Origin of the sequence: Streptomyces boninensis, assembly GCF_048572725.1 — a bacterium.
Classification (GTDB): domain Bacteria; phylum Actinomycetota; class Actinomycetes; order Streptomycetales; family Streptomycetaceae; genus Streptomyces; species Streptomyces boninensis.
This window is the reverse complement of the sequence record NZ_CP183837.1, coordinates 6,077,298-6,103,814: the sequence shown is the minus strand read 5'-3', so window position 1 is coordinate 6,103,814 and position 26,517 is coordinate 6,077,298. Positions and strand designations below refer to the sequence as shown.

The 26,517-nt window shown below is 70.9% G+C and carries 23 protein-coding genes; 9 read left to right on the top strand and 14 right to left on the bottom strand.

All coding sequences use genetic code 11. The features are described 5' to 3' along the window. Positions 1–5: 5 nt before the first annotated feature. The 4 genes from cpaB to ACNNMR_RS28010 form a co-directional block, all read right to left on the bottom strand. Complete coding sequence (cpaB, locus tag ACNNMR_RS28025) at positions 6–716, bottom strand: Flp pilus assembly protein CpaB (protein ID WP_419997451.1); 711 nt, start codon at positions 714–716, stop codon at positions 6–8. Continuing rightward, the gene (locus ACNNMR_RS28020) at positions 713–1,627 is read right to left on the bottom strand and encodes a hypothetical protein (RefSeq protein WP_419997450.1); all 915 of its coding nucleotides are present in this window, start codon (positions 1,625–1,627) and stop codon (positions 713–715) included. The genes cpaB and ACNNMR_RS28020 overlap by 4 nt, the downstream gene beginning before the upstream one ends. Before the next feature lie 107 nt (positions 1,628–1,734). Further along, positions 1,735–3,042, bottom strand: a complete 1,308-nt coding sequence (locus ACNNMR_RS28015) for an Nramp family divalent metal transporter (protein WP_419997449.1) — start codon at positions 3,040–3,042, stop codon at positions 1,735–1,737. Positions 3,043–3,139: 97 nt separating this feature from the next. Further along, a complete protein-coding gene (locus tag ACNNMR_RS28010) occupies positions 3,140–3,328 on the bottom strand; it encodes a hypothetical protein (protein WP_419997448.1) in 189 nt (62 codons plus the stop codon). Between the two features lie 93 nt (positions 3,329–3,421). Here ACNNMR_RS28010 and ACNNMR_RS28005 point away from each other — a divergent pair, with 93 nt between their 5' ends. After that, complete coding sequence (locus ACNNMR_RS28005; protein ID WP_419997447.1) at positions 3,422–4,393, top strand: GlxA family transcriptional regulator; 972 nt, start codon at positions 3,422–3,424, stop codon at positions 4,391–4,393. 21 nt (positions 4,394–4,414) lie between these two features. Continuing rightward, on the top strand, positions 4,415–5,434 hold the full coding sequence (locus tag ACNNMR_RS28000; protein WP_419997446.1) for a DUF3558 family protein: 1,020 nt from the start codon (positions 4,415–4,417) through the stop codon (positions 5,432–5,434). Between the two features lie 21 nt (positions 5,435–5,455). Here the strand turns inward: ACNNMR_RS28000 and ACNNMR_RS27995 are convergent, their stop codons facing one another. From ACNNMR_RS27995 to ACNNMR_RS27980, 4 genes are all read right to left on the bottom strand, one after another. Beyond that, positions 5,456–6,910: a GntP family permease gene (locus ACNNMR_RS27995; protein ID WP_419997445.1), complete on the bottom strand. Its 1,455-nt coding sequence runs from the start codon at positions 6,908–6,910 to the stop codon at positions 5,456–5,458. A gap of 103 nt (positions 6,911–7,013) precedes the next feature. Continuing rightward, positions 7,014–7,418 carry a RidA family protein gene (locus tag ACNNMR_RS27990; RefSeq protein WP_419997444.1) on the bottom strand — a complete coding sequence of 135 codons (405 nt, stop codon included), beginning with the start codon at positions 7,416–7,418 and terminating at the stop codon, positions 7,014–7,016. After that, positions 7,415–8,167 carry an IclR family transcriptional regulator gene (locus ACNNMR_RS27985; RefSeq protein WP_419997443.1) on the bottom strand — a complete coding sequence of 251 codons (753 nt, stop codon included), beginning with the start codon at positions 8,165–8,167 and terminating at the stop codon, positions 7,415–7,417. Before ACNNMR_RS27985 ends, ACNNMR_RS27990 begins: the two co-directional genes overlap by 4 nt. Further along, positions 8,164–9,255 (bottom strand): sugar kinase, encoded by a 1,092-nt coding sequence (locus ACNNMR_RS27980; RefSeq protein WP_419997442.1) that lies wholly within the window; start codon positions 9,253–9,255, stop codon positions 8,164–8,166. Before ACNNMR_RS27980 ends, ACNNMR_RS27985 begins: the two co-directional genes overlap by 4 nt. Positions 9,256–9,379: 124 nt before the next feature. Here ACNNMR_RS27980 and ACNNMR_RS27975 point away from each other — a divergent pair, with 124 nt between their 5' ends. Next, positions 9,380–10,642: an alanine racemase gene (locus ACNNMR_RS27975; protein ID WP_419997441.1), complete on the top strand. Its 1,263-nt coding sequence runs from the start codon at positions 9,380–9,382 to the stop codon at positions 10,640–10,642. Then, positions 10,642–12,201 carry an N-acyl-D-amino-acid deacylase family protein gene (locus tag ACNNMR_RS27970; RefSeq protein WP_419997440.1) on the top strand — a complete coding sequence of 520 codons (1,560 nt, stop codon included), beginning with the start codon at positions 10,642–10,644 and terminating at the stop codon, positions 12,199–12,201. Before ACNNMR_RS27975 ends, ACNNMR_RS27970 begins: the two co-directional genes overlap by 1 nt. Here the strand turns inward: ACNNMR_RS27970 and ACNNMR_RS27965 are convergent. After that, positions 12,198–13,766, bottom strand: coding sequence for an FMN-binding glutamate synthase family protein (locus ACNNMR_RS27965; protein ID WP_419997439.1), 1,569 nt, complete (start codon positions 13,764–13,766; stop codon positions 12,198–12,200). The genes ACNNMR_RS27970 and ACNNMR_RS27965 overlap by 4 nt on opposite strands. A gap of 119 nt (positions 13,767–13,885) precedes the next feature. On the opposite strand from ACNNMR_RS27965, the gene ACNNMR_RS27960 reads away from it, so the two are divergent. Beyond that, positions 13,886–15,100 carry a pyridoxal phosphate-dependent aminotransferase gene (locus tag ACNNMR_RS27960; RefSeq protein ID WP_419997438.1) on the top strand — a complete coding sequence of 405 codons (1,215 nt, stop codon included), beginning with the start codon at positions 13,886–13,888 and terminating at the stop codon, positions 15,098–15,100. An 11-nt stretch (positions 15,101–15,111) separates the two neighbouring features. Here ACNNMR_RS27960 and ACNNMR_RS27955 read toward each other — a convergent pair whose 3' ends face one another. Continuing rightward, a complete protein-coding gene (locus tag ACNNMR_RS27955; protein ID WP_419997437.1) occupies positions 15,112–15,651 on the bottom strand; it encodes a potassium channel family protein in 540 nt (179 codons plus the stop codon). 95 nt (positions 15,652–15,746) lie between these two features. Here ACNNMR_RS27955 and ACNNMR_RS27950 point away from each other — a divergent pair, with 95 nt between their 5' ends. Further along, positions 15,747–17,795, top strand: a complete 2,049-nt coding sequence (locus tag ACNNMR_RS27950; RefSeq protein ID WP_419997436.1) for a thioredoxin domain-containing protein — start codon at positions 15,747–15,749, stop codon at positions 17,793–17,795. Positions 17,796–17,860: 65 nt separating this feature from the next. Here ACNNMR_RS27950 and greA read toward each other — a convergent pair whose 3' ends face one another. After that, the gene (gene greA, locus ACNNMR_RS27945; protein ID WP_419997435.1) at positions 17,861–18,358 is read right to left on the bottom strand and encodes a transcription elongation factor GreA; all 498 of its coding nucleotides are present in this window, start codon (positions 18,356–18,358) and stop codon (positions 17,861–17,863) included. Between the two features lie 184 nt (positions 18,359–18,542). Then, positions 18,543–18,962: a DUF4307 domain-containing protein gene (locus ACNNMR_RS27940; protein WP_419997434.1), complete on the bottom strand. Its 420-nt coding sequence runs from the start codon at positions 18,960–18,962 to the stop codon at positions 18,543–18,545. 118 nt (positions 18,963–19,080) lie between these two features. Here ACNNMR_RS27940 and mca point away from each other — a divergent pair, with 118 nt between their 5' ends. Next, positions 19,081–19,953: a mycothiol conjugate amidase Mca gene (gene mca, locus ACNNMR_RS27935; RefSeq protein ID WP_419997433.1), complete on the top strand. Its 873-nt coding sequence runs from the start codon at positions 19,081–19,083 to the stop codon at positions 19,951–19,953. 13 nt (positions 19,954–19,966) lie between these two features. Beyond that, positions 19,967–20,197 (top strand): hypothetical protein, encoded by a 231-nt coding sequence (locus ACNNMR_RS27930; RefSeq protein ID WP_420000498.1) that lies wholly within the window; start codon positions 19,967–19,969, stop codon positions 20,195–20,197. Here the strand turns inward: ACNNMR_RS27930 and ACNNMR_RS27925 are convergent. Both ACNNMR_RS27925 and ACNNMR_RS27920 read right to left on the bottom strand, forming a co-directional pair. Continuing rightward, entirely contained in the window at positions 20,184–23,483 is a 3,300-nt protein-coding gene (locus tag ACNNMR_RS27925; RefSeq protein WP_419997432.1) for a tetratricopeptide repeat protein, read from the bottom strand. The two genes, ACNNMR_RS27930 and ACNNMR_RS27925, sit on opposite strands and share 14 nt — an antisense overlap. 212 nt (positions 23,484–23,695) lie before the next feature. Continuing rightward, positions 23,696–25,519 (bottom strand): phosphoenolpyruvate carboxykinase (GTP), encoded by a 1,824-nt coding sequence (locus tag ACNNMR_RS27920; protein ID WP_420000497.1) that lies wholly within the window; start codon positions 25,517–25,519, stop codon positions 23,696–23,698. Positions 25,520–25,781: 262 nt separating this feature from the next. On the opposite strand from ACNNMR_RS27920, the gene trhA reads away from it, so the two are divergent. After that, positions 25,782–26,468, top strand: a complete 687-nt coding sequence (trhA, locus tag ACNNMR_RS27915; RefSeq protein ID WP_419997431.1) for a PAQR family membrane homeostasis protein TrhA — start codon at positions 25,782–25,784, stop codon at positions 26,466–26,468. Positions 26,469–26,517: the final 49 nt, after the last annotated feature.

Sequence of the window (26,517 nt, the reverse complement as noted above, 5' to 3'; positions counted from 1 at the left end):
CCCCCTTATTTGTCGCCGTCGAGGGTGTACGTCCGCTCGCCCGGCGCGATGTCCGTCTCGCTGCCGGGGGCGACCAGCGCCAGCCGTACGTGGGTGGCGAAGGACTCGGCGTAGGCGACCCGTTGGGCGTCCTTCGTGTCCAGCGCGAAGGTGATCGGGACGGCCTCGCCCTCCTCCGCGCGTGGGTCGTCGTCGCCGGTGCGCTTGAAGGGGGTGAGCTTGCCTACGTCGATGACCTGGGCGTTGGCGACGATGACCTTGGAGACGGACTTCTCCCGGTCCTGGCGGCCCTCGAAGGTCGCGAAGATGTTGACCGTCGCGCCCGGGTTGATCTTCCCCGCCACGCCCGTGGAAGCGTCGATCATGATGGCGATCTCCTGCTGCCCGGCCTGGAGCGACGGGCGGTCGGCCATCATGTCGTCCTGCAGCAGCGAGCCCTTGCGCAGCTTGGCGGCGGCGACCTTGCCGTCGAGGTGGCGGAGGGTGGTCACCGCGGTGCCGGGCAGCCAGCGCTTCGGCATCGTGGTCTTGGTGAACTGGTCGGCGGAGAGCGGCTCGTACGCGGGTATGTCCGACTTCAGCTCGTACGCCGTGGTCTCGTCGCCCACCTTCGAGTCCACCTCGTTGATCACGGCGAGCACGCCGACGAAGGCGCCGAGGGCGCACAGGACCGAGAGCAGCACCAGGATGATGCCGCGGCGCTGGCGTGAGTTCATCCTCGACCTCCGGGTGGTACGGGCTTGAGGTGGCCGGCGGCCGTGGCGGTGGGTGCGGTCGGGGTCTGTGGTGGTGGCGCCGTCTGCGCGGGTGGCGCGGGCGGCGGCAGCGCCGTCTGGCAGCGCACGCAGCGGTCGCCGATGATCTCCAGCCGGCACCAGGGGCACTGGTCGCGCCGCACCGACGCCACCACGTGCTGCAGCACGGACGGATCGGTGATGCCGGCGGCGAACTCGATCACCTTGCCGGTGGCCCACCAGCCCGCCGAGTCGGCGGGCAGCGGCACCGCGGCGACGCCCTCCACCTGCCAGGACGGCACCAGCGTCCGCTCGATCCACTCGCTGACCAGGTGGCCCTGGGCGACGTACAGGCCGGTGGCGAAGGTGGGCCCGGGCAGCGTCACGCCCTCGGCGACCTTGACCAGCTCCGGCTTGGGCCCGGCGAGCACGGCGAACTGGCCGCCGGGCAGCCACGACTTGACGTGCGCGGCGAGCTGGGCGAAAGGCGTGCCGGGGACGCGGTCCAGGCGGGAGACGCTGCCGAGGACCGCGCCCGCGTAGAGATAGTGGGTGAGCAGGCGGGCGGCGGAGGCCACCACGCCTGGGGAGAACGCGGCGGCCAGATGCGCCAGTTGCCTGGCGAGCACCGCCACGGCGAGCGGCGGCAGGTCGATGGGCAGCAGCACGATGCGGTCGCTCTCCAGCACCGACCGCACGGTGTGCAGCCGCCGGACCACGGGCGCGGGGGCGCCCGCCGCGTACACGACGATCAGGAAGCCGTGCTGCTCCAGCACCGCCGAGGTCTCGCCGAGCGCGTCCTGAAGCGACTGCGTCTGCGGCGGTGCGACCACGCGGACCTGTCCGCCCGGCAGCACCTGATCGGCGCTGGTGACCGCGATCGCTGTCGGCACAATCAGCCGCCCCTCCGCTGGTCCCTTCGCATGTTCTGGCCGCAGCCAGATAATGACACACAGTTACGCAACGGGGTTAGGGATCCGACTAGTTCGGACCTGCGCGCTTACCAGGGCAGGTCCCGTACCTGCTGCACGCACAGGACGATGAACAGCAGGCCGGCCGCGGTCAGCATGCCGTTGCTGAGCCAGCCGTTGCGCCACTCGCCCGGCGTGCGGTCGGTGTTGAGCAGCCAGACCAGGGTCAGGGCGAGGAAGGGCATGAAGAAGGCGCCCAGGACGCCGTAGATGATGACGAGCTGGAAGGGCTGGTCCCACCAGAGCAGCACCATCGGCGGGAACGTCAGCCACAGCACGTACCCGCGGAAGGGCAGCGAGCGCTCGCGCAAGCCCTCGGCGACCGCGGCGACCGCGGTCTCGCCCTCGGCGTCCGCTACGGCGCCGGCGCGCCGCTTGCGGTAGTGCTCGACGAAGTCGGCGAAGAGCAGGCTCACGCCGTGCCAGACGCCGATCAGCGACGTGAACGACGTGGCGAAGAAGCCGATCAGGAAGAGCTTCGCCGTGACCTCGTCGAAGCGCCTTTCGAGGATGTCGGACAGGCTGAGGAGGCCCTTGTCGCCTTCCGCCAGGGCGATGTTGGAGGCGTGCAGCAGCTCGGCGCCGACGATCAGCATGGCGACGACGAAGATGCCGGTGGTGACGTAGGCGACGCGGTTGTCGAGCCGCATGACCTTCATCCAGCTGCTGTCGGTCCAGCCCTTGGCGTTGACCCAGTAGCCGTACGCGCCCATCGTGATCGTGCCGCCGACGCCGCCGATCAGGCCGAGGGTGTACATCGTCGAGCCGTCCGGGAGGACCGGGAGCAGCCCCGCGAAGGCGTCGCCGATGTTCGGCGAGACGCGGATCGCCACGTACACGACGATCACAAACATGGCGCCGACCAGGACCGTCAAGACCTTCTCGAAGACCGCGTACCTGTTGAACCAGACGAAGGCCAGGCCGACCAGGCCGCAGATGATCGCCCAGTATTTGAGCTCCATGCCGCCGAAGAGGGCGTGGAGCGGGAGCGCCGAGGACGACATCGCCGTGGCGCCGTACACGAAGCCCCAGACGACGACGTAGATGACGAAGTAGACGGTGGTCCAGGAGCCGAGGGTGCGCCAGCCCTCGAAGAGGGTGCGGCCGGTGGCCAGATGCCAGCGGCCGACCGCCTCGGCCAGGGAGATCTTCACGAGGCAGCCGATGACGGCCGCCCACATCAGGGTGTAGCCGAACTTGCTGCCCGCGATGAGCGTGGCCACCAGGTCGCCGGCGCCGACGCCGGTGGCGGCGACCACGATTCCCGGGCCTACGTGGCGCCAGCTCGCCTTGCGCATCGACAGCTCGGCGCCGCCGGTGTCCGTCGTCCTGGCCATGCGGCCTCCACGTCACTCGTCCCCATGCGCTTGTTCGCCGCATGATCCAACGTGGCGGGGGTTGCGACAAGGGCGTGAGTGCCAGGAGTTGCGGCGCTCAGGCGGCCAGGTCGTGCTGCGGGTGGGTGGTTTGCCGTGGTTCGTTACGACCCTCCGCCCGGCGGAGCTGCCGGTCGATGCGCAGGTCGCGGAGGTGGCCGACGATCGACGGGGCCAGCAGCACGGCCGCGAAGGCCAGGAGGGAGAGGACGTAGATGACCGTGTCGAAGGCTGTGTTTGTGTTCATGCCGCTATGGTTCCGCGTTCTTGCGTACGCAACGAGTGGCAGCCCTGCCGCAAGGCATCGAATTACTGCCACTTCGGCGGTAGGCTGGCTGCCATGCTGAAAAACGTCGCCTGCGTCCTCACCCACGACGTCAACGCCTTCGAGCTCGGCGTCATCTGCGAGGTCTTCGGGATCGACCGCAGCGACCAGGGGCTGCCGGTCTACGACTTCGCCACCGTCGCCGGCGAGGAGCCGCCGATCCGGCTGCACCCGGGGATGACCGTCAGCGTCAGCGACGGTCTCGACCGCATCGCCGAGGCGGACCTCGTCGCCGTGCCCGCCGGGCAGCAGTACCCCTCGCGGGAGTTCCCCGAGGAGCTGCTCAAGGCGCTGCGGGCCGCCGTCGACCGGGGCGCGTATGTGCTGTCCGTGTGCACCGGCGCGTTCCTGCTCGGGCACGCCGGGCTGCTGGACGGGCGGCGGTGCACCACGCACTGGCGGTACGCGGACGCCATGGCGCGGCTCTACCCGCGGGCGGAGCTGGAGCCGGGGGTGCTGTACGTACAGGACGGGCAGATCATCACCTCCGCCGGGACCGCCTCCGGGATCGACGCCTGCCTCGCGCTCGTACGGCAGGAGCAGGGCAGCAAGGTCGCGAACGCCATCGCCCGCCGCATGGTGGTGCCGCCGCACCGCGACGGCGGGCAGGCGCAGTACATCCAGCGGCCGGTGCCCGAGCAGTGCGGGGACGACGCGGTCGGGGAAGCGCTGACGTGGATGCAGAACCATCTGGACGAGGAGTGCACCGTCGAGGAGCTGGCGGGGCGGGTGCATCTGGCGCCGCGGACGTTCGCGCGGCGGTTCCAGCAGGAGACCGGGACCACGCCGTACCAGTGGATGCTCGGTCAGCGGGTGCTGCTCGCCCAGCACCTGCTGGAGGAGACGGACTTGACGGTCGACGCGATCGCCGCCCGGACCGGATTCGGCAATGCCGCCACGCTGCGGCACCACTTCATGCGGCGGCTCGACACGACGCCGAACGCGTACCGGCGCACCTTCCGGGGGCCGCAGTCGGTGGGCGCCTGAGGGTCCACTAGGGTCCCCCGGGTGATTGACAACAACACCAGCAACACCAACAACATAGTTCGCCGCTCGTTACTCGCCGCGGGGGCACTGATGCTCGCGCTCGCGACCGCCTGCAGCAGCGGGGGCGACTCGTCGCCGTCCGCCGACGACCAGACGGAGACCAGCAGCCCGAAGCCGAAGATCAATGACCCCGCCGTGAAGCCCGCCGCGCTGCGGACCACGGATCCGTGCGCCCTGCTGGGCACCAGAACGCTCGGCGAGCTCGGCACCATCGTTCCCGACAGCCAGTCCTCGCCCGAGTGGGCCCAGTGCAGCGCCGACGTGAAGGACGCCGGCGGCAAGACCATCGAGATGGTGCTCCGCGTCGGCGACCAGCTGACCCTCGTGGACGAGCCGACGAAGAAGCTCAAGGGCCTCCCGCTGGTCCTCGATGACGACGACGCGCCGAAGCAGTGCTGGGCGTCGGTCCTGACGTCGTACGAGACCTCCCTCGCCGTCACCTTCCAGGTCGAGTACGCGGGCGGCGACGCCTGCGCGGCCGGGCAGAAGGCGCTGGGCAAGGTCGTGGACCAGCTGCGCGCCAAGCCGCCGCAGTACCGGCAGCCGGCCAAGTCGGTGCTGACCACCGACCCGTGCCAGGTCGCCGACAAGGGGGCGCTGCGCAGCGCGCTCGGGCCGAAGACCTTCGTGGAGCCCAAGGACCTGCACTCCTGCGATGTGTGGAAGGGCGACGACACGACCTATCCGCAGGTGTCCGTACGCCTCTTCAAGGGCCTGCGCCCGGACCGCGAGGACGGCGCGCCGGTCCGGCTCGGCGGCGGCGTGACGGCCATCGCGGCGAAGGACACGGACCTGACGATCAGCTGCGACGTGTCCTGGCTGCGGGTGGAGACGCCGACCCCGGACGAGGCCCCGGGCTATGGCGAGCTGGTGTCCGTGACGTACAGCGATGACACGGACAGCAAGCTCGACACGGCGACCGCCTGCAAGAAGGCGACGGCGGTGGCCAAGACCGTGGTCCCGTCCCTGGACCGGACGTAGCTTCCTGGACGACGTAGCTTCCTAGACGACGAGGCTGACGAGCGCCGCCACCCCGAAGCCCGCCACGGACAGCACCGTCTCCAGCATGGTCCAGGACTTCAGGGTGTCGCGCTCGGAGATGCCGAAGTACTTCGCGACGATCCAGAAGCCGCCGTCGTTGACGTGCGAGGCGAAGATCGAGCCGGCCGAGATCGCCATGATGACCAGGGCGAGGTGGGCCTGCGAGTAGTCGCCGTTCTGCAGCAGCGGGGCGACGATGCCGGCGGTGGTGACGATCGCGACGGTCGCCGAGCCCTGGGCGACGCGCAGCACGACCGAGATCAGCCAGGCGAGCAGGATGACCGGCAGTCCGGCGCTGTTGAAGGCGTCGGCGAGGGCGTCGGCGATGCCGCTGCCCTGCAGGACGGCGCCGAAGACGCCGCCCGCGCCGACCACGAGGAGGATGTTGCCGACGGGCTTGAGCGACGCCGTCGACACCGTCTCCAGGGACTTGCGGGACCAGCCGCGGCGGATGCCGAGCAGGTAGTACGCGAGCAGCAGCGCGATCGTCAGCGCGACGAAGGGGTGGCCGAAGAACTCGACGACCGACCGGAAGGTCGACGGGTCGAACGCGATGGAGGAGAAGGTCGCGGCCAGGATGAGGATCAGCGGGGTGCCGATGATGAACAGCACGGTGCCGAGCGACACCGGCGCCTCGTCCGCCTTGTCCAGACCGCGGTCCGCGGCGACCGCGGCCTTCGCCTCCTCGGCGGCCTCCACCATGTCCTGCGGTACGGGCACGAAGAGCCGGTTGCCGATCCACGTCGAGTACACCCAGGCGGCGATGACGGACGGGATGCCGACGACGATGCCCATCAGGATGATCCAGCCGAGGTCCACGTTCAGCAGCCCGGCCGCGGCCACCGGACCCGGGTGCGGCGGGAGGAAGGCGTGGGTCATGGAGAGTCCTGCGAGCAGCGGCATCGCGTACAGGATGATCGACTTGCCGCTGCGCTTGGCGGCCGCGTAGACGATCGGCGCCAGCACGAAGATGCCGACGTCGAAGAAGACCGGGATGCCGAAGATGAGGCCGGTCAGGCCCATGGCGAGGGGGGCGCGCTTCTCGCCGAAGAGTCCCAGCAGGCGGGCGGAGAGCGCCTCGGCGCCGCCGGAGACCTCAAGGATCGCGCCGAGCATCGTGCCCAGGCCGATGATGATCGCTACGTGCCCGAGGATGCCGCCCATCCCCGACTCGATCATCGAGACCGCGTCGGACTTCTGGACGGTGCCGAAGAGTTCGGTGACGGAGAGGCCGGCCGCGAGGCCGCTGACTATGGAGACGGCGAGCAGGGCCACGAAGGGCTGTAGCCGGACCTTGATGATCAGGAAGAGCAGCAGGGCGATGGACAGCGCCGCGACCGTGAGCAGGCCGGCGGTGCCGTCGATGATGGTGAGCAGGCCGCCGGTGTGGGGTGGTGAGTCGGCTGCGATGAGCATGGGGGGCTCCGTGAGCGGGTTTTGGGGCAGGGGGGACCGCGGGACGGCGCGGTGGGCGCCGTCCCGGCGGGGTTGAAGCGGGGGTCGTCTCGCAAGTGCAAGATCAGTCGACGACCGCCAGCGCGTCGATCTCGACCAGCAGGCCCGGGGGCAGGCCGACATAGATGGTGGTACGGGCGGCGGCCGGCGCCTTCAGATCGGCGAAGTACTCGTTCCAGATCTCGTTGAACTCCGGGAAGTGCGCCACATCCGTCAGATACACGCGGATCATGATGGCGTCCTCCCACGAGGACCCGGCCTCCTCCAGGACCGCCTTGACGTTGGCGAAGGTCTGCAGGGTCTGCTCGCGCAGCGTCGGCCCGGCGGGGGTCGGCGCCTTGCCCTCCTCGGCCGGCAGGAAGCCGACCTGCCCGGCGACCTGGAGCAGGTTGCCCTTGCGGACGCCGTGCGAGAACTTCGCGGGCGGGGCGGTGTGGGTGGCGGGGGTGTAGGACGTCTTGTCGCTCATACGGGGTGGGTTCTCCCTGAGTAGTCGTCGCTGATCGCCTCCGCGGTGCGGCGCAGCTGCGGGAAGAGGGCGAGGAGTTCGTCCGCGGAGACGACCACGTTCGGCGCCGACAGGGAAGCCGCGGCGACCGTACGGCCCGCGGCGTCCCTGATGGGGGCGCCGATGCAGTTGATGGACTCCTCGTGGCCGCCGAGGTCGGTGGCCCAGCCCTGCTCGCGCACCTTGGCCAGCTCCTTCAGGAAGGCTTCGGCGTTGGGTGTCGAACGGGGCGTGTATGTGGGGTAGTCGAGCCGCTCGGCGACTGCGCGCCGCTCCGGCTCGGGCAGGTCGGCGAGCAGCAGCTTCGCCACGGCCGCGACGGTGATCGCGACGGGTTTGCCGATACGGGAGTACATCCGCACCGGGTAGCGGCTCTCGACCTTGTCGATGTAGAGGACTTCCTTCTCCTCGTACACGGCGAGGTGCACGGTGTGGCCCGTGGCCTCGTTGAGCTTCACGAGGTGCGGGTGCGCGATCTCCCGTATGTCGAGGTTCTCGACGGCCTCTTGCGCGAGGGCGAAGAGCCGGGCGCCGAGCCGGTAGCGCTGGTCTTCCTGCCGGTAGACGAGCCCGTGCTCGTGCAGCGTGCGCAGCAGCCGCATGGCGGTGGACTTGTGCACGCCGAGCCGGGTGGCGACCTGCTCAAGCCCGGCGGGCCCCTCGGCGAGGAGCGGAAGGATCGACAGCGCGCGATCTACGGTCTGGCTCACGGCACCACGCTCACTGTCTCGCTCCTTCGCTCGGTCCACCCGGGGGCCAGACGCAGTGTCTCCCACGCCTGCTCACCGAGGCCGGCCAGCTCATCGGCGAGCCGCCTGCCGGGGGGCGGCGCGAGGTCGCCGGGGACGGTGAGCGCGGCGGCGGCCCAGAGGTGCCCGTGGCGGAGCCGGGCGGCGAGGCCGAGCCCGCGGAGGGTGGCGTCGAGGAAGCCGGCGGCGAAGGCGTCACCGGCGCCGACGGAGGCGATGACGTCGACGGTGGGGGCCGGGATCCGCACCGTGTGGTCCGCGGCGAACGCCGTGGCACCTTCCGCCCCCTGCTTCACCACCAGCACCCCCGGCTCCGGCAGGAGCGCCCGTACCGCGGCCGGATCCGCGGCGCCCCACAGCGCCATCGCCTCGTCGTCGCCCACGAAGACCACATCGCAGCGGCGGGCCAGGCCGAGCAGCACCTCGGGGGCGGACCCGGTGGCGTTGGTCGCCCACAGCCCGGCCCGGTAGTTGACGTCGAAGGACAGCAGCGGCCGGCCGGTGCGAGGCCCGGTGAGGGCCCGTAGCAGAGCGAGGCAGCCGGTCGAGAGCGCGGCGGTGATGCCGGTGAGGTGCAGAATTCGCGCGGCGTCGAGGACACCGGGGTCGACATTGGTGGGCGCCATCGCGGAGGCGGCGGAGCCGGCGCGGTAGTACGCGACCTCGTGCGTGGAGGAAGGAGCAGCGCCCTCCCCGCCCTCCGGGAGGGCGGACCGCTCTCCAGCCGTACGGAAATACACCCCGGTCGGCCGCCCGGCATCCCGCGCCACCGCGGACACATCCACCCCGGCCGCCGCGATCCCCGCGAGCAGATGATCGCCGAAGCCGTCAGCACCGACCCGGCTCACCCACCGCACCCGGCGGCCCGCGGCCGCCATCGCACAGGCGACGTTCGACTCGGCCCCGCCGATGCCGCGATCGAAGGACGGCACGTCCGCGAGCGGCCCAGGGCGGGTCGGACGGAAGGCGACCATGGACTCGCCGAGGCAGGCCACGTCGAAAGGCTCGCCCGACCCCGCACCGGCCTGCCGCACCACGTCACCCTCCACGCGTACTCCCCACTCCGTCCCGTACCGGGCACCATTGACCCGCCGTTCGCCGGGATGTTAGACAGCGGTGAGCGATACACGCAATGGGTGTTGCACATTCTGCAACGCAGCAGATGGAGGACGCATGACAGCCGCAGACGAGCGTCTCGACTACCGGTTCAAGGGCCTGCCCCCGGACGCGGACGGCCGGACCGCCGGCGAGCTGGCCGCCGAGCGGCGCTCGCTGTTCACCGGCGGCTTCACCACCCCCGTGCTGACGCTCTCTGCCACCGCCCTGGAGCACAACCTCACCGCTCTCGGCCGCTTCGCCGCCGCCCACGGCCTCGCCTTCGCCCCGCACGGCAAGACGTCCATGGCCCCGCAGCTCTTCGACCGCCAACTCGCCCACGGCGCCTGGGGCATCACCCTGGCCGTGCCGCACCAGGTGCGGGTGGCGCGGGCGCACGGCAGCAAGCGGATCTTCATGGCGAACGAGCTCGTCGATCCGGCGGCGCTGCGGTGGCTGGCAGGTCAGCTCGACGCCGACCCGGACTTCCGCTTCATCTGCTACGTCGACTCCGTACGCGGCGTCGAGCTGATGCAGGCCGCGCTCACCGACGCCGACGCCGGCCGCCCCGTCGACGTCGTCGTGGAGCTCGGCGGCGGCTTCGGCGCCCGGACCGGGGCCCGTACGGAGGCGGACTGCGCCGCCATCGCCGACGCCGTCGCGGGCGCGGACAAGCTGCGGCTGGCCGGCGTCGCCGGGTACGAGGCCGAGGTGCCGGATGCGGACGGCGAGTCGGTCCGCGGGTATCTGCGGCGGCTGGTGGCGCTCACCGCCGAGTTCGACAAGGCCGGGCGCTTCGCCTCGGCCGGCCTGGACGAGATCGTGCTCAGCACCGGCGGCAGCGCCTGGTTCGACGCCGTGGCCGACGTGCTCGCCGACGTGCCGGAGCTGTCCCGCCCGGTGCTGAAGCTGCTGCGCTCGGGCGCGTACATCTCCCACGACGACCTCCACTACGCCCGCATCACCCCGTTCGTACGGGTCCCCGACGAGGGCTCGCTCGAGCCCGCCTTCCGGCTGTGGACGCAGGTCGTCTCGAAGCCGGAGCCGGGCCAGGCGTTCCTCAACGCCGGCAAGCGCGACGCCGCTTACGACCTCGACATGCCGGTGCCGGTGACCATCCGGGATGCCGACGGCAAGGAGCGGGCGGCGGACGGGCTGACCGTACGCAAGCTGTCCGACCAGCACGCCTGGGTCGACATCGCGGACGGCACCGGCCTCGAGGTCGGCGAGTGGGTCGCCCTCGGCCTCTCCCACCCCTGCACCATCTTCGACAAGTGGAAGATGATCCCGGTGACCGAGGCCGACGGCACGGTCAGCGAGCTGGTGAGGACGTACTTCTGATGGGTCTCCTCATACGCGGCGCCGACATCGTCGACGGCAGCGGCGGCGCCGCGTACCGGGCGGATGTCCGTATCGAAGACGGCCGCATCGCCGAGATCGGCCAAGGGCTCTCCGGCGGTCGGGGCAGCCTCGACGCCGACGGCCTCGTCCTCTCCCCCGGCTTCATCGACATGCACGCCCACAGCGACCTCGCGCTGCTCCGCGACCCGGAGCATGTGGCGAAGGTCGCCCAGGGCGTCACGCTCGAAGTCATCGGCCAGGACGGCCTGTCGTACGCGCCGGTGGACGACCGCACGCTCGCCGAGGTCCGGCAGCAGATCACCGGCTGGAACGGCGACGGCTCGGACATCGACTTCGACTGGCGCACGGTCGGCGAGTACCTCGACCGACTGGACCGGCAGGGCATCGCGGTCAATGCCGCGTACCTGATCCCGCAGGGCACGGTGCGGATGCTGGCGGTGGGCTGGGAGGACCGGCCGGCATCGCCTGAAGAGCTCGTACGGATGAAGGACCTCGTCGCGCAGGGCATGGCGGAGGGCGCGGTCGGGCTGTCGTCCGGCCTCACCTACACCCCCGGCATGTACGCGCCCACCGCCGAACTCACCGAGCTGTGCCGGGTGGTGGCGGCGTACGACGGCTACTACTGCCCGCACCACCGCTCGTACGGCGCCGGTGCGCTGCAGGCGTACGAGGAGATGGTCGGGCTCACGGCGGAGGCCGGCTGCGCGCTGCACCTCGCGCACGCCACGATGAACTTCTCGGTGAACAAGGGCCGCGCCCCCGAGCTCCTCACCCTCCTCGACAAGGCCCTGGAGGACGGCGCGGACATCACCCTCGACACATACCCCTACCTCCCCGGCTGCACCACCCTCGCCGCGATGCTCCCCAGCTGGGCGACCGAAGGCGGGCCCGAGGCGACGCTCGCCCGGCTGCGGGACGACGCGTCGGCCGAGCGGATCCGGCACGTGATGGAGGTCGAGGGCGCGGACGGCTCGCACGGCGTGCCGATGACCTGGACCGACCTGGAGATCTCCGGCGTCGGCAACCCGGACCTGGCGTCCTTCGTCGGCACCCGCGTCCCGGACTGGCAGACGGCCCGCCGCATCATGACGGAGGACCGCCTCGGCACCACGATCCTGCAGCACGTCGGCCACGAGGAAAACGTCCAGGCGATCATGCGCCACCCCGTCCACACGGGCGGCAGCGACGGCATCCTCCAGGGCGACAAGCCGCACCCGCGGGCGTACGGGACCTTCCCGCAGTACCTCGGCCGATACGTACGGGACCTGGGCATCCTCGGCCTGGAGGACTGCGTCCACCACCTCACGGGCCGGGCGGCGGCGCGGCTGCGGCTGCCGGACCGGGGCCTGGTGCGCGAGGGCTACCGCGCCGACCTGACCCTCTTCGACCCGACGACGGTGGCGGCAGGCGCCACCTTCGACGCGCCGCGGACGACGCCGCTGGGGATCCCGCATGTGCTGATCGACGGCGAGTTCGTGATGCGCGACGGCAAGCGGACGGACGCGCTGCCGGGGAAGTCGGTGCGCCGGACCGCCTAGAACCGGTCCGGATCCGCCTTCGCCCAGTCCGCCGCCCACTCCCCCGGCGGCTCGGCGAGCAGTTCACCCGGCTCCAGCCAGTCGTAGAGCTGCGTCCCGGAGCGCACCACCGCGGGGGCGATCCGGCGGCGCAGGTGGTTCGGGTGGAGTTCCTGCGGGTGGCTTACGCCCATGGCGGCCATGATCTGCTGGGCGCTGCGGACCGTCGCGCGCTGGTAGCGATAGGCGCGCTCGGTCTTGATGGTGACGTCCAGGCCGCGGACCCGGCGCGGGTCCTGGGTGGTGACGCCGACCGGGCAGTGGTTGGTGTGGCAGCGCTGGGCCTGGATGCAGCCGACCGCGAACATCATCGCGCGGGCGGCCATCGCGAAGTCCGCGCCCTGCGCGACGCGCTTGACGATGTCGCCGCCGGTGGCCACCTTCCCGGAGACGCCGATCCGGATCCGGTCCCGCAGGCCCGCGCCGACCAGGGAGTTGTGGACGGTGATCAGCCCGTCGGTGAGCGGCGTGCCGATGTGGTCCATGAACTCCAGCGGCGCCGCCCCGGTGCCGCCCTCCGCGCCGTCGACGATGATGAAGTCGGGCGTGACGCCCTCCGCCAGCATCGCCTTGCAGACAGCGAGGAACTGGGTCCGCGACCCCACGCACAGCTTGAATCCCGCCGGCTTGCCGCCCGCCAGCTCCCGCATCTCCGCGACGAAGCGGACCAGCTCGCGCGGGGTGGAGAAGACCTGGTGGTACGGCGGCGAGATCACCGTCCGGCCCTCGGGCACATCCCGTACCCGAGCGATCTCCGCGGTGACCTTGCGGCCCGGCAGCACCCCGCCGATGCCGGGCTTCGCGCCCTGGGAGAGCTTGAGGGAGACGCACTTCACCTGGTCGTACGCCGCCTTCTCGGCAAATTCGGCGGCGTCGAAGGCGCCGTCGTCCGTGCGGCAGCCGAAGTAGCCGGTGCCGATCTCCCAGATCAGGTCGCCGCCGTGGCGCAGGTGGTAGTCGGAGATGCCGCCCTCGCCGGTGTCGTGCGCGTAGCCGCCGCGGGCGGCGCCCGCGTTCAGGGCGAGGATGGCGTGGGAGGAGAGGGCGCCGAAGCTCATCGCGGAGACATTCAGCAGCGCCATGTCGTACGGGCGGGTGCAGTCCGGGCCGCCGATCCGGACCCGCGGCGGGTCGTCGGGGACGGGGACCGGGGCCATGGAGTGGACCAGGAATTCGTAGCCGTACGCATAAAGGTCCAGCTCCGTGCCGAACGGCTCCTCCGCCGCGGTGCCCTTGGCGCGCTCGTACACGATGTCGCGGGTGTCGCGGTCGTACGGGCGGCCGTCGTAGTTCCGCTCCACGAAGTACTGCTGCATCTCCGGGCGGATCTGCTCCAGCAGAAACCGGAAGTGGCCGACGACGGGATACACGCGCAGCACGGAGTGGGCGCGCTGGAGCAGATCCCACACGCCCAGCCCGGTCAGCGCCAGCAGGATCCCGGCGGGCAGCCACCACCAGACCGAGACCAGGCCGGCGAGGGCGACGGCCGCCGGCGCGGCAAAAGCGACCAACCAGAAAACAGCCACGGAAGGGAAGCTATACGGGCAGAGCGGGCGGCAGGGGGACCGGCTCGGCCGGTGAGCCATCGCTCACACCTGGGGAATAACGACGGGCGGGATGCGCTACGCGCCCGTAGGGTGACGGCATGCAGGTGATCCAGTCAACGAAGCTCGCCAACGTCTGCTACGACATCCGGGGTCCGGTGCTCGAGGAGGCGATGCGGCTGGAGGCGGCGGGTCACCAGATCCTCAAGCTCAACATCGGCAACCCCGCCCCCTTCGGCTTCGAGACCCCGCCGGAGATCCTCGAGGACATGCTCCGCAGCGTCGGCACGGCGCACGGCTACGGCGACTCGAAGGGCATCCTCCCGGCCCGCCGCGCGGTGATGCAGCACTACCAGACGCAGGGCATCTTCGACCTGGACGTCGAGGACATCTTCCTCGGCAACGGCGTCTCCGAGCTCATCCAGATGTCGATGAACGCCCTGCTCAACGACGGCGACGAGGTCCTGATCCCGGCCCCGGACTACCCCCTGTGGACGGCCTCGGTATCGCTCGCGGGCGGCACGGCGGTGCACTACCGCTGCGACGAGCAGGCCGACTGGATGCCGGACCTGGACGACATCGAGCGCAAGATCACCGACCGCACCCGCGCCCTGGTGATCATCAACCCGAACAACCCGACCGGCTCCGTCTACGACGACGAAATGCTCCGCGGCCTGACGGACATCGCCCGCCGCCACAAGCTGGTCCTCTGCTCGGACGAGATCTACGACAAGATCCTCTACGACGACGCCACCCACAAGCCGACGGCGACCTACGCCCCCGACCTGCTGACGCTGACCTTCAACGGCCTCTCGAAGGCCTACCGGGTCGCCGGCTACCGCAGCGGCTGGCTCGCGGTCTGCGGCCCGAAGCAGGACGCCCGCAGCTACCTCGAGGGCCTGACCATCCTCGCGAACATGCGCCTGTGCGCGAACGTCCCGGCGCAGCACGTGGTCGCCACCGCGCTGGGCGGCCGCCAGTCCATCAAGGACCTGATCCTCCCGGGCGGCCGACTGAAGGAGTCCCGGGACGTCGCGTACGACCTGCTGACCCAGATCCCGGGCGTGACCTGCGTAAAGCCAAAGGGCGCGCTGTACATGTTCCCGCGCCTCGACCCCAAGGTCTACAAGGTCAAGGACGACGCCCAGCTGGTCCTGGACCTGCTGCGGGAACAGAACATCCTCCTGGTCCAGGGCACCGGCTTCAACTGGCCCGAACCCGACCACCTGCGGATCGTCACGCTCCTGGACAAGGACGGCCTGACGGACGCGATCACCCGGATCGGGACGTTCCTGGACGGGTACAGCCAGCCGTAGCAGCGCCGTAGCTAGGACTTGTCATCGCGCCGCACGCGCGCGCTCAGCAGCTCGCGCACGCGGCGGCTGAGCGCCGTCACCCCCGCGGTGAGGAAGACGAAGCTGTAGAAGACCTGGATCACGGTCACGACGCGGGCGGTCTGCCCGGTGGCGACGACATCGCCGTAGCCGATGGTCGCTAGGGTGACCACGGTGAAGTACAGGGCGTCGATACGGGTGTTCAGGCCCGTGAACTCGCCGGGATGCCGGGCGAGGACGTAGTACGTGGCCGAGAAGACGTACACCGACAGCCACATCACCAGCGGGAGCACCAGGCCGGGATGAGTGCCGGGCCGGTCGGCCAGCACGTCGTTGATCTGCCAGATCAGCAGCACGGCGATCACCACGAGGGCGACCGAAAGGAACATCCAGCTGAGAACCGGCCGTTCGGGTCCAAGCCGGTCGAGGGGCAGGGCGAAGTAGGCAGCCGTCATCACGACCGCCAGCCCACCCGCCAGCCACACCCGCCCCCGGTCGGAGAGCGCGCCCCTGCCCGCCCGTGAGGTGCCCATGGCTGCCATGCAAGACGCTGCGTCGCCCGCGTGCCCGCCGGCAGGGCCGAACGGGTGGCCCCCGCAGCCAGCCCCGGGCGTGCAACGATGCCCGTATGAATCGCTTGGCCGACACGCAGTCGCCGTACCTCCTCCAGCACGCCGACAACCCGGTCGACTGGTGGCCGTGGTCGGAGGAGGCCTTCGCCGAGGCGAGACGGCGGGATGTGCCCGTGCTGCTGTCGGTCGGGTACTCCGCGTGCCACTGGTGCCATGTCATGGCCCGGGAGTCCTTCGCCGATCCGGATACCGCCGCCGTCATGAACGCCGGGTTCGTCAACATCAAGGTCGACCGCGAGGAACGGCCCGATGTTGACGCCGTCTATATGGAGGCGGTGCAGGCGGCCACCGGGCAGGGTGGGTGGCCGATGACGGTGTTTCTCACGGCGGAGGGCGAGCCGTTCTACTTCGGCACGTACTTTCCGCCGGTGCCGCGGGGCGGGATGCCCGGTTTCCGGCAGGTGCTCGATGGCGTACGGGCGGCGTGGACCAATCGCCGCGACGAGGTCGGCGAGGTGGCCTCGCGGGTTGTCGAGCAGTTGGCGGCACGGGAGTTGCGGGTGGAGCGTGAGGGCGGGGGGCCGCCCGGTGAGGCGGAGTTGCATGCGGCGCTGATGGGGCTGACGCGGGAGTTCGACGCGGTGCGGGGCGGGTTCGGCGGGGCGCCGAAGTTTCCGCCGGCGATGGCGCTGGAGTTCCTGCTGCGGCATCAGGCTCGTACCGGATCCGAGGGCGCGCTCGAGATGGTGCGGGCCACCTGCGAGGCGATGGCGCGGGGCGGGATCTACGACCAGCTCGGGGGCGGGTTCGCGCGGTACTCCGTCGATGCGGAGTGGGTGGTGCCGCACTTCGAGAAGATGCTTTACGACAATGCCTTGCTGGCGCGGGTGTACGCGCATCTGTGGCGGGCCACCGGCAGCGGGCTCGCGCGGCGGGTCGCGCTGGAGACCGCGGAGTTCCTGGTGCGTGAACTGCGTACGGAGGAGGGCGGATTCGCCTCCGCGCTGGACGCGGACTCCGACCGGGCGGACGGGACGCATACGGAGGGGGCGTACTACGTGTGGACGCCCGAGGAGCTGCGGGACGTGCTGGGCGAGGAGGATGCCGGCCTGGCGGCGGCGTTCTTCGGGGTGACGGAGGACGGGACCTTCGAGGAGGGCGCCTCCGTACTGCAGCTCCCCGACGGGGAGATGCTCGCGGACGCGGCCCGCATCGAGTCCGTACGGGAACGGCTGCTGGCGGCGCGCGACCGGCGGCCGCGGCCGGGGCGCGACGACAAGGTGGTCGCGGCGTGGAACGGGCTCGCGATCGCGGCGCTCGCGGAGATCGGCGCGTACTTCGAGCGGCCCGATCTGATCGAGGCGGCGACGGGCGCGGCGGATCTGCTGGTACGGGTGCACATGGACGATGCGTCGGGGCGGCTGGCCCGTACCTCGCGGGATGGGGTCGCGGGCGCGTCGGCGGGCGTGCTGGAGGATTACGCGGATGTGGCGGAGGGGCTGCTGGCGCTGACCGCGGTCACCGGGGAGCCGGCGTGGCTGGAGCTGGCCGGGCTGCTGCTGGACACGGTGCTGCGGCACTTCAGCGGGGGTGAAGGGGCGGCCGAGGGCGGCGCCTTCCACGACACCGCCGACGACGCCGAGTCGCTCATCCGGCGGCCGCAGGACCCGACCGACTCCGCGACCCCGTCCGGCTGGACGGCCGCGGCGGCGGCGCTGCTGTCGTACGCCGCGTACACCGGCTCCGGGCGGCACCGCGAGGCGGCCGAGCGGGGTCTGGGGATCGTCACGGCGCTGGGGCCGCGGGCGCCGCGGTTCATCGGGTGGGGGCTGGCGGCTGGTGAGGCGGCGCTGGACGGGCCGCGGGAGGTGGCGGTCGTGGGTCCTGACGGGGATCAGGTGACCGATGAGCTGCATCGGACGGCGCTGGTGAGCACGGCGCCGGGGGCGGTGGTGGTGCGGGGGGAGCCTGGGGTTGGTGGCGTACCGCTGCTTGCGGATCGGCCGCTCGTGGGCGGGGCGCCGGCCGCGTATGTCTGCCGGCGGTTCGTGTGCGCGGCGCCGGTGACCGATGCGAAGCAGCTGGAGGAGCAGCTGCGGGGCTGAGGCATGCACGGAGCCCCTGGTCAGGCGTGACCAGGGGCTCCGTACAGAGAAAAGTGGCGGCCGGCCTAGCCGGAGAACGGCTTCGCCTCGATGATCTTCACCATGGCCTGCTTGCCGTTCGGCAGCTCGTAGGCGGCCTCTTCGCCGACCTTCTTGCCGTTCACGCCCGAGCCCAGCGGGGACTGCGGGGAGTACGTCTCGAAGTCGGAGCTCGCGTACTCGCGCGAGGCCAGCAGGAACTCGAGGGTGTCGTCGGGGTCGCCGTCGAAGGCGATCGTGACGACCATGCCGGGGGCGACCACGCCGGTCTCGGCGGGAGCCTCGCCGACCTGCGCCTTCTCGAGCAGCTGGGTGAGCTGGCGGACGCGCAGCTCCTGCTTGCCCTGCTCTTCCTTGGCCGCGTGGTACCCGCCGTTCTCCCGCAGGTCACCCTCCTCGCGGGCAGCCGCGATCTTCGCGGAGATCTCGGCGCGTGCGGGACCCGACAGGTAATCCAGCTCGGCCTTGAGCTGGTCATACGCCTCCTGGGTCAGCCAGGTGACGTTGTCGCTGGTCTGGGTCACAGGTGCTCCTTGTCGGTGGATGGTTCTGGATCTCTGCTCAATATGGGCTGCTCGTTACGGGCTGATCGTGACGGGCTGAGCCCGGCCGTGCTCGATAACACGGATCGCCCTACCCAGAAGGTCTGCGCCTTCAGCGGTGGGGCGAAACCACGATCGTAACAATTCCGGCAGCGGGCCGGGGGATCTACTCTCCCGCGGCCTTGCAGCCGATGAGCTCCACGCTCGCCGCCCGGTCCGTCGTACGCATGGGGACGGTCACCACGGCGCTGCTGCCCTGGTCCGCGGCCACGGTGACGTCCTTGCGGCCGACCTCGGCCTTGTCGGAGGACAGGGCGCGCAGGGTGCACACTCCGGTGGCGTCGGCGTCCTTGCTCACCTCGACGCGGGCGCTGACCTTGCTGTCGGAGACCGGGTCGAAACCGATCAGCTGGCCGGAGACGTCCTGGCTGGAGACGTACGAATAGCCGAACCAGCCGATGACGGCGACGCCCACGACGCCCAGCACCAAGCCGATGATCTTGAGGCGGCGGTCGGCGCGGGCGTCGGACGAGCCGGCGGCGCGGCCGTAGCGCCCTTCGGGCAGGTCCTGGCGCACGGCGGTCATCGCGGGCTCCCGGGGGGTGTGGGTGGGGGGTGTGGGCGGGGTGTGCGGAATTTGTTGTCAGTCCTTTCCGTCACTATAGAAGCCGTGGTTTCCGACCAGCGACCGAGGATCAGATCTTGTGAGTGAGCAACTGCGACTGATGGCCGTGCACGCGCACCCCGACGATGAGTCGAGCAAGGGTGCCGCCACCATGGCCAAGTACGTGTCCGAAGGAGTGGACGTGCTGGTCGCCACCTGCACGGGGGGCGAGCGAGGTTCCATCCTCAATCCGAAACTCCAGGGCGATGCGTACATCGAGGAGAACATCCACGAGGTGCGCCGCAAGGAGATGGACGAGGCGCGCCAGATTCTGGGCGTCAAGCAGGCCTGGCTGGGCTATGTGGACTCGGGGCTGCCGGAGGGCGACCCGCTGCCACCGCTGCCCGAGGGCTGTTTCGCGCTGCAGGACGTGGACGTGGCGGCGGGGACGCTGGTGAAGCTGATCCGCGAGTTCAAGCCGCATGTGATGACGACCTATGACGAGAACGGCGGCTATCCCCACCCCGACCACATCATGACCTACAAGATCTCGATGGCCGCCTTCGAGGCCGCCGGGGATCCGGAGAAGTATCCGGAGGCCGGCGAGCCCTGGCAGCCGCTGAAGATCTATTTCAACCAGGGCTTCAACCGCCCGCGCACCGAGGCGCTGCACCAGGGCCTCCTCGACCGCGGTCTGGAGTCGCCGTACGGGGAGTGGCTGGAGCGGTGGAAGGAGTTCGAGCGCAAGGAGCGGACGCTGACGACGTTCGTGCCCTGCGCCGACTACTTCGCGGTCCGGGACAAGGCGCTCATCGCGCATGCCACCCAGATCGACCCCGACGGCCCGTGGTTCCGGGTGCCGCTGGAGATCCAGCAGGAGATCTGGCCCACGGAGGAGTACGAGCTGGCGAAGTCGCTCGTGGACACATCCCTCCCCGAGGACGACCTCTTCGCAGGCATCCGCGACAATTGATGGCGTGACTCCCGTGAACAGTTATCTGGCAGCCGACCTCCTGCCGCTCGCCAAGGAAGTCGACGAGGACAAGGTCACACCCGGCCTCCTCGGCTTCGTGGTCTTCGCCCTGCTCGCGCTGGCCGTGTGGCGGCTGATGAAGTCCATGAACCGGCATATGGGCCGGGTCGACTTCAAGGAGCAGCCGGAGCCGGGCAAGGGCGACGCCGCCGACAAGGGCTTGGGCTCCGCTAAGCCGGAATAGGCACCCCCATCACCTCGCGTGAGTGGCGGCTCGGGACCATGCCGAGCCGCCATGCCTGCCAGCCCGTTTCCGGCTCCACGCCGCGGTCCAGGATGACCTGGAAGGCCTCGGCGCTGTCCTCCAGCGACCCGTCGCCTGCCCGGCCGGCCGACGGGGCGGCCTGCAGCTCCCGTATCACCTCGGCCAGCTCCTCCTGCGCGACCGCCGCGCCCACCACGGAGCCGCCCGGCGAGGCGAAGGGCAGCAGGGTGCAGCGCATGAAGCGGGCCCAGGCGGCGCCGCGCCGGTCGCCATAGCCGTCGAAGAGCTCCACCGCCTCGTCGACCAGCTGCAGCGCCTGCGCCGAGCGGCCGTTCCCGGCGTCGATCACCGCCAGCTCCAGGCAGGACCAGGCCTCGCCGTGGGCCACGCCGACCCGGTGGAAGTCATTGCGCGCGTCCTGCAGCAGCTGCCGGGCGAAGCCGCTGTTGCGCAGGGACCCCGTCTGCTGGGCCCGCAGGTCGCGGGTGACCCGGGCGGAGTGGTGCCGGGCACAGGCGAGGCCGTAGACATCGCGCATCCGGCTGAACATGTTCCGCGCCTTTTCCAGCGCCCGGACCGCGCCGTCGTAGTCGCTGCGCTCCTCGCGGGCCTGGCCCAGGTAGTACAGGGTCCAGGCCTCGCCGCGGGCGTCCTCATTGTCCCGGTGCCTGGACAGCGCGCCCTGGAGCTGTTCCACGGCGGCACCGGCGTCGCCGCCGACCAGGCGGGCGCGGGCGAGCTGGGTGAGCGCCCAGGCCTCGCCGCGGGCGTCGCGGGTGCGGTGGTACTTCTCGAGGGCGTCCCGCAGCTCCACCTCGGCATGGTCCACCTCCCCCATGCGCAGCAGCACCTGGCCGAGCTGGAAGTGCGCCCAGGCCTCGCCGTGCACACTCTCGCTGCGCCGGTGCAGGTCGAGCGACTCCAGCAGCAGCCGGCGGGCCTCGGCGAGGTCGGCGCGGTCGCGCTCGACGGCGGCCAGGGCGTGCAGCGTCCAGGCCCGGTCGCCGCCCATCGCCTCGCCCTGCTGCATGTCCAGCGCCTCCCGCAGCCGGGCGCGGGCCTCGGGCAGATTGCCCTGCTGCTGCAGCGTGATGCCGAGGTCGCGCAGCGCCCGCGCGGCGCCCGCGGAGTGCTGCGCCTCGCGGTACAGGTCGACGACGGAGGACAGCGTGGAACGGGCCGTGTCCAGCTCGCCGAGCTGCCGGGCCGCCACACCCGTACGCCACTGGACCGAGCGCACCAGCAGCCCCACCTCTTTCCTCGACTCCATCGCCGCCTTGGTCAGCTCATTGAGCTCGCCGAGCCGGTACAGGTCGCCGCGCAGCAGGCAATAGTCCGCCAGGGCGCCGAGGAGATTGAGCACGACCGTCTGGTCGACGTCCTCGGAATGGCGCAGCGCGGCGGTGATGAAGCTGGTCTCGTCGTCCAGCCAGCGCAGCGCGGCGTCCAGGGAGGTGAAGCCGTGGTGCCCGAACTGGTCGGCGCGGGTGGACGTACGCCCGTCGACCAGCCGGATCACCGAGTCGGCCAGCTCGCCGTACGAGCGCATCAGCCGCTCCTGGGCCGCCGCCCGCTCGGCCGGGTCCTCCTCGTCCAGCAGCCGGGACTGGGCGAAGCGGCGGGTGAGGTCGTGCAGCCGGTAGCGCCCGCTGCGGACGTGCTGGATGAAGCCGACGCGGGCCAGCGTGGTCAGCTGCTTCTCCGCCTCCTCCTGGTCGGCGCCGAGCAGCGCGGCGGCCGCGGCGGCGCCGAGGCTGGCCCGGCCGGCCAGCGCCAGCCGGCGCAGCAGCCGCCGGACGGACTCGGCCTGGTCGGCATAGCGCAGCCAGAGCGCCCGCGTCACCGGCTCCACCGGCCCGTAGGCCTCCAGCTCTTCGGCGAGGGCGGCCATATTGCGGGCGGCGAGCGAGGTGCCCGCAATGCGCAGCGCCAGCGGCAGCCCGCCGCACAGCTCGGCGACCCGGTCGCCGGCCTGCGCGTCGTACGGACCGGAGTCGGGGGCAGCGGCCTGCGCGCCCGCTCCCTGGGCGGCCTCGCGCAGCACCTCCTCCGACGCGGCGGAGTCCAGCGGCGGCACCTCCAGCTCGCGCACCCAGGCGTGCAGCGGGCCGAGGTCCACCGGCTCCTGCGCGGTGACCAGCACCAGCGACTCGGACCGGTCGGGGATGAGCATGCCGATCTGGTCGGGGTCGGTGGCGTCGTCCAGGACTATCACCACCGGGATGCCGGTGAGGTGCTGGTGGTAGAGCTCCACGAGCCGCTTCAGGTGGGCGTCGGGCGCCGGGCGCTCGCGGAAGAGCAGCTGGTCGCGGGGCGCACCGAGCCGGTTGAGCAGATGCAGCAGCGCGTCCCTGGTGGGCAGCGGCTGCTCGCCGAGGCTGTGCCCGCGCAGGTCCACCACGCAGGCGCCGCGGAACTGGTCCTTGAGGTGGTGCGCGGCCCGTATGGCGAGTGTGCTGCGCCCCGCGCCCGGCGGGCCGTGCAGCACGACGACGGTGGGCTTGGTCTCCGTGGACGCCCGGGCGTGGTGCACCCACTGGGCGATCTGGGTGAGCTCCCCTTTGCGGCCGGCGAACGGGCCCTCCGGCTCCGGCAGCTGTTTGAACGACTGCTCCAGCGCCGCCCGCTGCTTCGCCGCCTGGCTGCGGTCGGCGCCGCGCAGCTGCGGCTCCCGGTCCACGGCCGGGCGGGGCGTGGGCACCGGGCCCTGCCCGGACCCGGAGGAGCTGCCGCGGGTGGAGGCGGCGAGCATCCGCTGGCGGTCGAAGAAGGGCCGCACGCCGCGCACTTCGAGCGCGGTCAGCCACTGCAGCCGCAGCTGTTCGGGCCCGCCGGGCTGCCCGCCGGCGCCGGCCCGCCGGTGGCCGGACCACTTGTGCGCCACCAGCTGCAGCAGCACAACGGCTAATGCCCCGGCCACTGCCACGGCGGCCGCGGTCTGCACTGCCCGGCCCGCCGACTCCCCGGCGTCCGCGGCCATCACCATCGACACCACGGCCGACACGCCGACAGCCGCGCTCACCGGACCGAGCACCTCGCCGCGGAAGCGCTCGCCCAGGGTGCGGCTGTCGACCTGCGACTCATCGAGCGCGCGCACATACGCCTCGTACTCATCGGCGGAGCTCAGCGCTATCTCGTCCAGGGCCTGCCGCGCGCGACCGAGCAGCACGACGCCGTCCGTACGACCGCCGGAGCGGCGCACCTCCTCGTCCACCGCACGGGCGAGGAGAAGCTCGGCTTCTCCTCGATGGCTCTCGCGCAACATGGGCCCCCCTCAAGCGATCAGTCCAACTCGTTGACGCTTCCCAGTCTTTCGCCTTCGATGCCTTTCCGACATCCCCCTGTGGATGCTCGCCCTTCCCGGGGGAAAACCCCCGGACCCCCAGCGGAAAAGCCGACGTGGCGGGCCACGACGTCGTTGTCGTGATCCGCCACGCGGTGCGCCGGACGAGTGCGCGCCCGGTACGTTCGGCTACGTCACCCCAGTCGCTCCACCAGCGCCCGGTACTCGTCCCACAGCTCCTTCGGCGTGTGGTCGCCGAAGGTGTTCAGGTGCTCGGGGACCAGCGCCGCCTCCTCGCGCCAGACGTCCTTGTCGACGGAGAGCAGGAAGTCCAGCTCCTCCTCCGACAGGTCAAGCCCTGCCACGTTCAGCGAGCCCTTCGCCGGCAGCACGCCGATCGGCGTCTCGACGCCCGCGGCCTCGCCGTTCAGGCGGCCGACGATCCACTCCAGCACCCGGCTGTTCTCGCCGAAGCCCGGCCACACGAACTTGCCGGCGTCGTTCTTGCGGAACCAGTTCACGTAGTAGATCTTCGGCAGCTTCTCCGGGTCCGCCGAGGCGCCCACGCGCACCCAGTGCGCCATGTAGTCGCCCATGTTGTAGCCGCAGAACGGCAGCATCGCGAACGGGTCGCGGCGCAGCTCGCCGACCTTGCCCTCAGCTGCCGCGGTCTTCTCCGACGCCACATTCGCGCCCATGAAGACGCCGTGCTGCCAGGAGAACGACTCCGTCACCAGCGGCACCGCCGTGGCCCGGCGGCCGCCGAAGAGGATCGCCGAGATCGGCACGCCCTTCGGGTCCTCCCACTCCGGCGCGATGGTCGGGCACTGCGCGGCCGGGACGGCGAAGCGGGCGTTGGGGTGGGCGGCGGGGCGGTATCCATTTGCTTCGCGGGCCGACGACGGCGTCCAGTCGTTGCCCTTCCAGTCGGTCAGGCGCTCCGGGGTCTCCTCCGTCATGCCCTCCCACCAGATGTCGTTGTCCTCGGTGAGGGCGACATTGGTGAAGACGGTGTTGCCCCACAGCGTCTTCATCGCGTTGGCGTTGGTGTGCTCGCCGGTGCCGGGGGCGACGCCGAAGAAGCCTGCCTCGGGGTTGATGGCGTACAGGCGGCCGTCCTCGCCGAAGCGCATCCAGGCGATGTCGTCGCCGATGGTCTCGACCGTCCAGCCCGGGATGGTCGGCTCCAGCATGGCGAGGTTGGTCTTGCCGCAGGCGCTCGGGAAGGCGGCGGCCACGTACTTGGCGGCACCGCGCGGCGGCGTCAGCTTCAGGATGAGCATGTGCTCGGCCAGCCAGCCCTCGTCCCGCGCCATGACGGAGGCGATACGCAGGGCGTAGCACTTCTTGCCGAGCAGGGCGTTGCCGCCGTAGCCGGAGCCGTACGACCAGATCTCGCGGGTCTCCGGGAAGTGCGAGATGTACTTGGTCTCGTTGCACGGCCAGGCGACGTCCGCCTCGCCCGCGGCCAGCGGGGCGCCGACGGTGTGCACGGCCTTCACGAAGAAGCCGTCGTCGCCGAGCTCGTCCAGGACGGGGCGGCCCATCCTGGTCATGATGCGCATCGACGCGGCCACGTACGCCGAGTCGGTGATCTCCACGCCGAGCGCGGACAGCGGCGAGCCGAGCGGGCCCATGCAGAACGGCACGACGTACATGGTCCGGCCGCGCATCGAGCCGCGGAAGACGCCTTCGGCGCCCGCGAAGATGTCCCGCATCTCCTGCGGGTCCATCCAGTTGTTGGTGGGGCCGGCGTCCTCTTCCTTCTCGGAGCAGATGTACGTCCGGCTCTCGACGCGGGCGACGTCGGAGGGGTCGGAGGCGGCGTAGTAGGAGTTCGGGCGCTGGACCGGGTCCAGCTTCTTGAACGTGCCCTTCTCGACGAGCTCTTCCGCCAGGCGCTCGTACTCGGCCTCCGAGCCGTCGCACCAGACGATCCGGTCGGGCTGGGTGAGATCCGCGATCTCCTGAACCCAGGTCAGCAGGCCTTGGTGCTTGGTCGGCGCGTCCTGATCCATGAGAGTCGCATTGCTGCGAGCCACGATCGCTCTCCAGAGTGTTGAGGGTTTGAGGGATACGTGCCGTTGTATCCCCATTTGTTAACCGCCGCCCCTTGGGGGCTGCGACCCGGTCGCTGCTCAGAAGGTGCTCATCTGAGCTCGACCGGTGCCGACCGTGCGCTCATTTGATGATGAGACAGCTCAGACGTTATGTCCAGGGGGCGGTGGCGTGAGCAGGACCACGCGAGGGAGAGGGGTCACCTACGGGCGCGTAGGTAGCATGAGCAGGGTGACAAGCCAGGTGATTGACGACGTCCGGGCGGCCGGCGCCGCCGTCAAGCCCAAGCTGCGCGGGTGGCTGCACGCCGGGATGTTCCCGGCCGTGCTGTTCTCCGGCGTGCTGCTCACCGCCCTGGCCGAGAGCCCGCGCGGCCGTGTCGCCTGCGCCGTCTACACGCTCAGCGCCTGCCTGCTGTTCGGCGTGAGCGCGCTGTATCACCGCGGCAACTGGTCCCCGCGGGTCAATGGCGTGTTCCGCCGGCTGGACCACGCCAACATCTTCCTGATCATCGCGGGCACGTACACGCCCTTCACGATCCTGCTGCTGGACGGCGGGCGGCAGCAGGCGCTGCTGTGGTTCATCTGGGCGGCCGCGGCCGCCGGAATCGCGTTCCGGGTCTTCTGGGTCGGGGCGCCGCGCTGGCTCTACACCCCGTGCTACATCGCGATGGGCTGGGCGGCGGTGTTCTTCCTGCCCGACTTCATGCGCGCCGGCGGCATCGCGGTGCTGGTCCTGGTGGTCATCGGCGGGCTGCTCTACAGCGCCGGCGCGGTGATCTACGGCCTGAAGCGGCCGAATCCGAGCCCGCGGTGGTTCGGCTTCCACGAGGTCTTCCACGGCTTCACGCTGGCGGCGTTCGTCGTGCATTACGTGGGAGTGTCGCTGGTGGCGTACACGCACCCGTGAACGGGCCCACCGCCTGAGAACCCAGAAAGCCCCCGGCCGCCAGGCCGGG

What these genes read in the sequence shown, in the direction of transcription:
- cpaB (WP_419997451.1), bottom strand. Translation starts at nt 716, where the DNA reads ATGAACTCACGCCAGCGCCGCGGCATCATCCTGGTGCTGCTCTCGGTC.
- ACNNMR_RS28015 (WP_419997449.1), bottom strand. Translation starts at nt 3,042, where the DNA reads ATGGCCAGGACGACGGACACCGGCGGCGCCGAGCTGTCGATGCGCAAG.
- ACNNMR_RS28010 (WP_419997448.1), bottom strand. Translation starts at nt 3,328, where the DNA reads ATGAACACAAACACAGCCTTCGACACGGTCATCTACGTCCTCTCCCTC.
- ACNNMR_RS28005 (WP_419997447.1), top strand. Translation starts at nt 3,422, where the DNA reads ATGCTGAAAAACGTCGCCTGCGTCCTCACCCACGACGTCAACGCCTTC.
- ACNNMR_RS27995 (WP_419997445.1), bottom strand. Translation starts at nt 6,910, where the DNA reads ATGCTCATCGCAGCCGACTCACCACCCCACACCGGCGGCCTGCTCACC.
- ACNNMR_RS27990 (WP_419997444.1), bottom strand. Translation starts at nt 7,418, where the DNA reads ATGAGCGACAAGACGTCCTACACCCCCGCCACCCACACCGCCCCGCCC.
- ACNNMR_RS27975 (WP_419997441.1), top strand. Translation starts at nt 9,380, where the DNA reads ATGACAGCCGCAGACGAGCGTCTCGACTACCGGTTCAAGGGCCTGCCC.
- ACNNMR_RS27970 (WP_419997440.1), top strand. Translation starts at nt 10,642, where the DNA reads ATGGGTCTCCTCATACGCGGCGCCGACATCGTCGACGGCAGCGGCGGC.
- ACNNMR_RS27960 (WP_419997438.1), top strand. Translation starts at nt 13,886, where the DNA reads ATGCAGGTGATCCAGTCAACGAAGCTCGCCAACGTCTGCTACGACATC.
- ACNNMR_RS27955 (WP_419997437.1), bottom strand. Translation starts at nt 15,651, where the DNA reads ATGGGCACCTCACGGGCGGGCAGGGGCGCGCTCTCCGACCGGGGGCGG.
- ACNNMR_RS27950 (WP_419997436.1), top strand. Translation starts at nt 15,747, where the DNA reads ATGAATCGCTTGGCCGACACGCAGTCGCCGTACCTCCTCCAGCACGCC.
- ACNNMR_RS27940 (WP_419997434.1), bottom strand. Translation starts at nt 18,962, where the DNA reads ATGACCGCCGTGCGCCAGGACCTGCCCGAAGGGCGCTACGGCCGCGCC.
- ACNNMR_RS27925 (WP_419997432.1), bottom strand. Translation starts at nt 23,483, where the DNA reads ATGTTGCGCGAGAGCCATCGAGGAGAAGCCGAGCTTCTCCTCGCCCGT.
- ACNNMR_RS27920 (WP_420000497.1), bottom strand. Translation starts at nt 25,519, where the DNA reads ATGGATCAGGACGCGCCGACCAAGCACCAAGGCCTGCTGACCTGGGTT.
- trhA (WP_419997431.1), top strand. Translation starts at nt 25,782, where the DNA reads ATGAGCAGGGTGACAAGCCAGGTGATTGACGACGTCCGGGCGGCCGGC.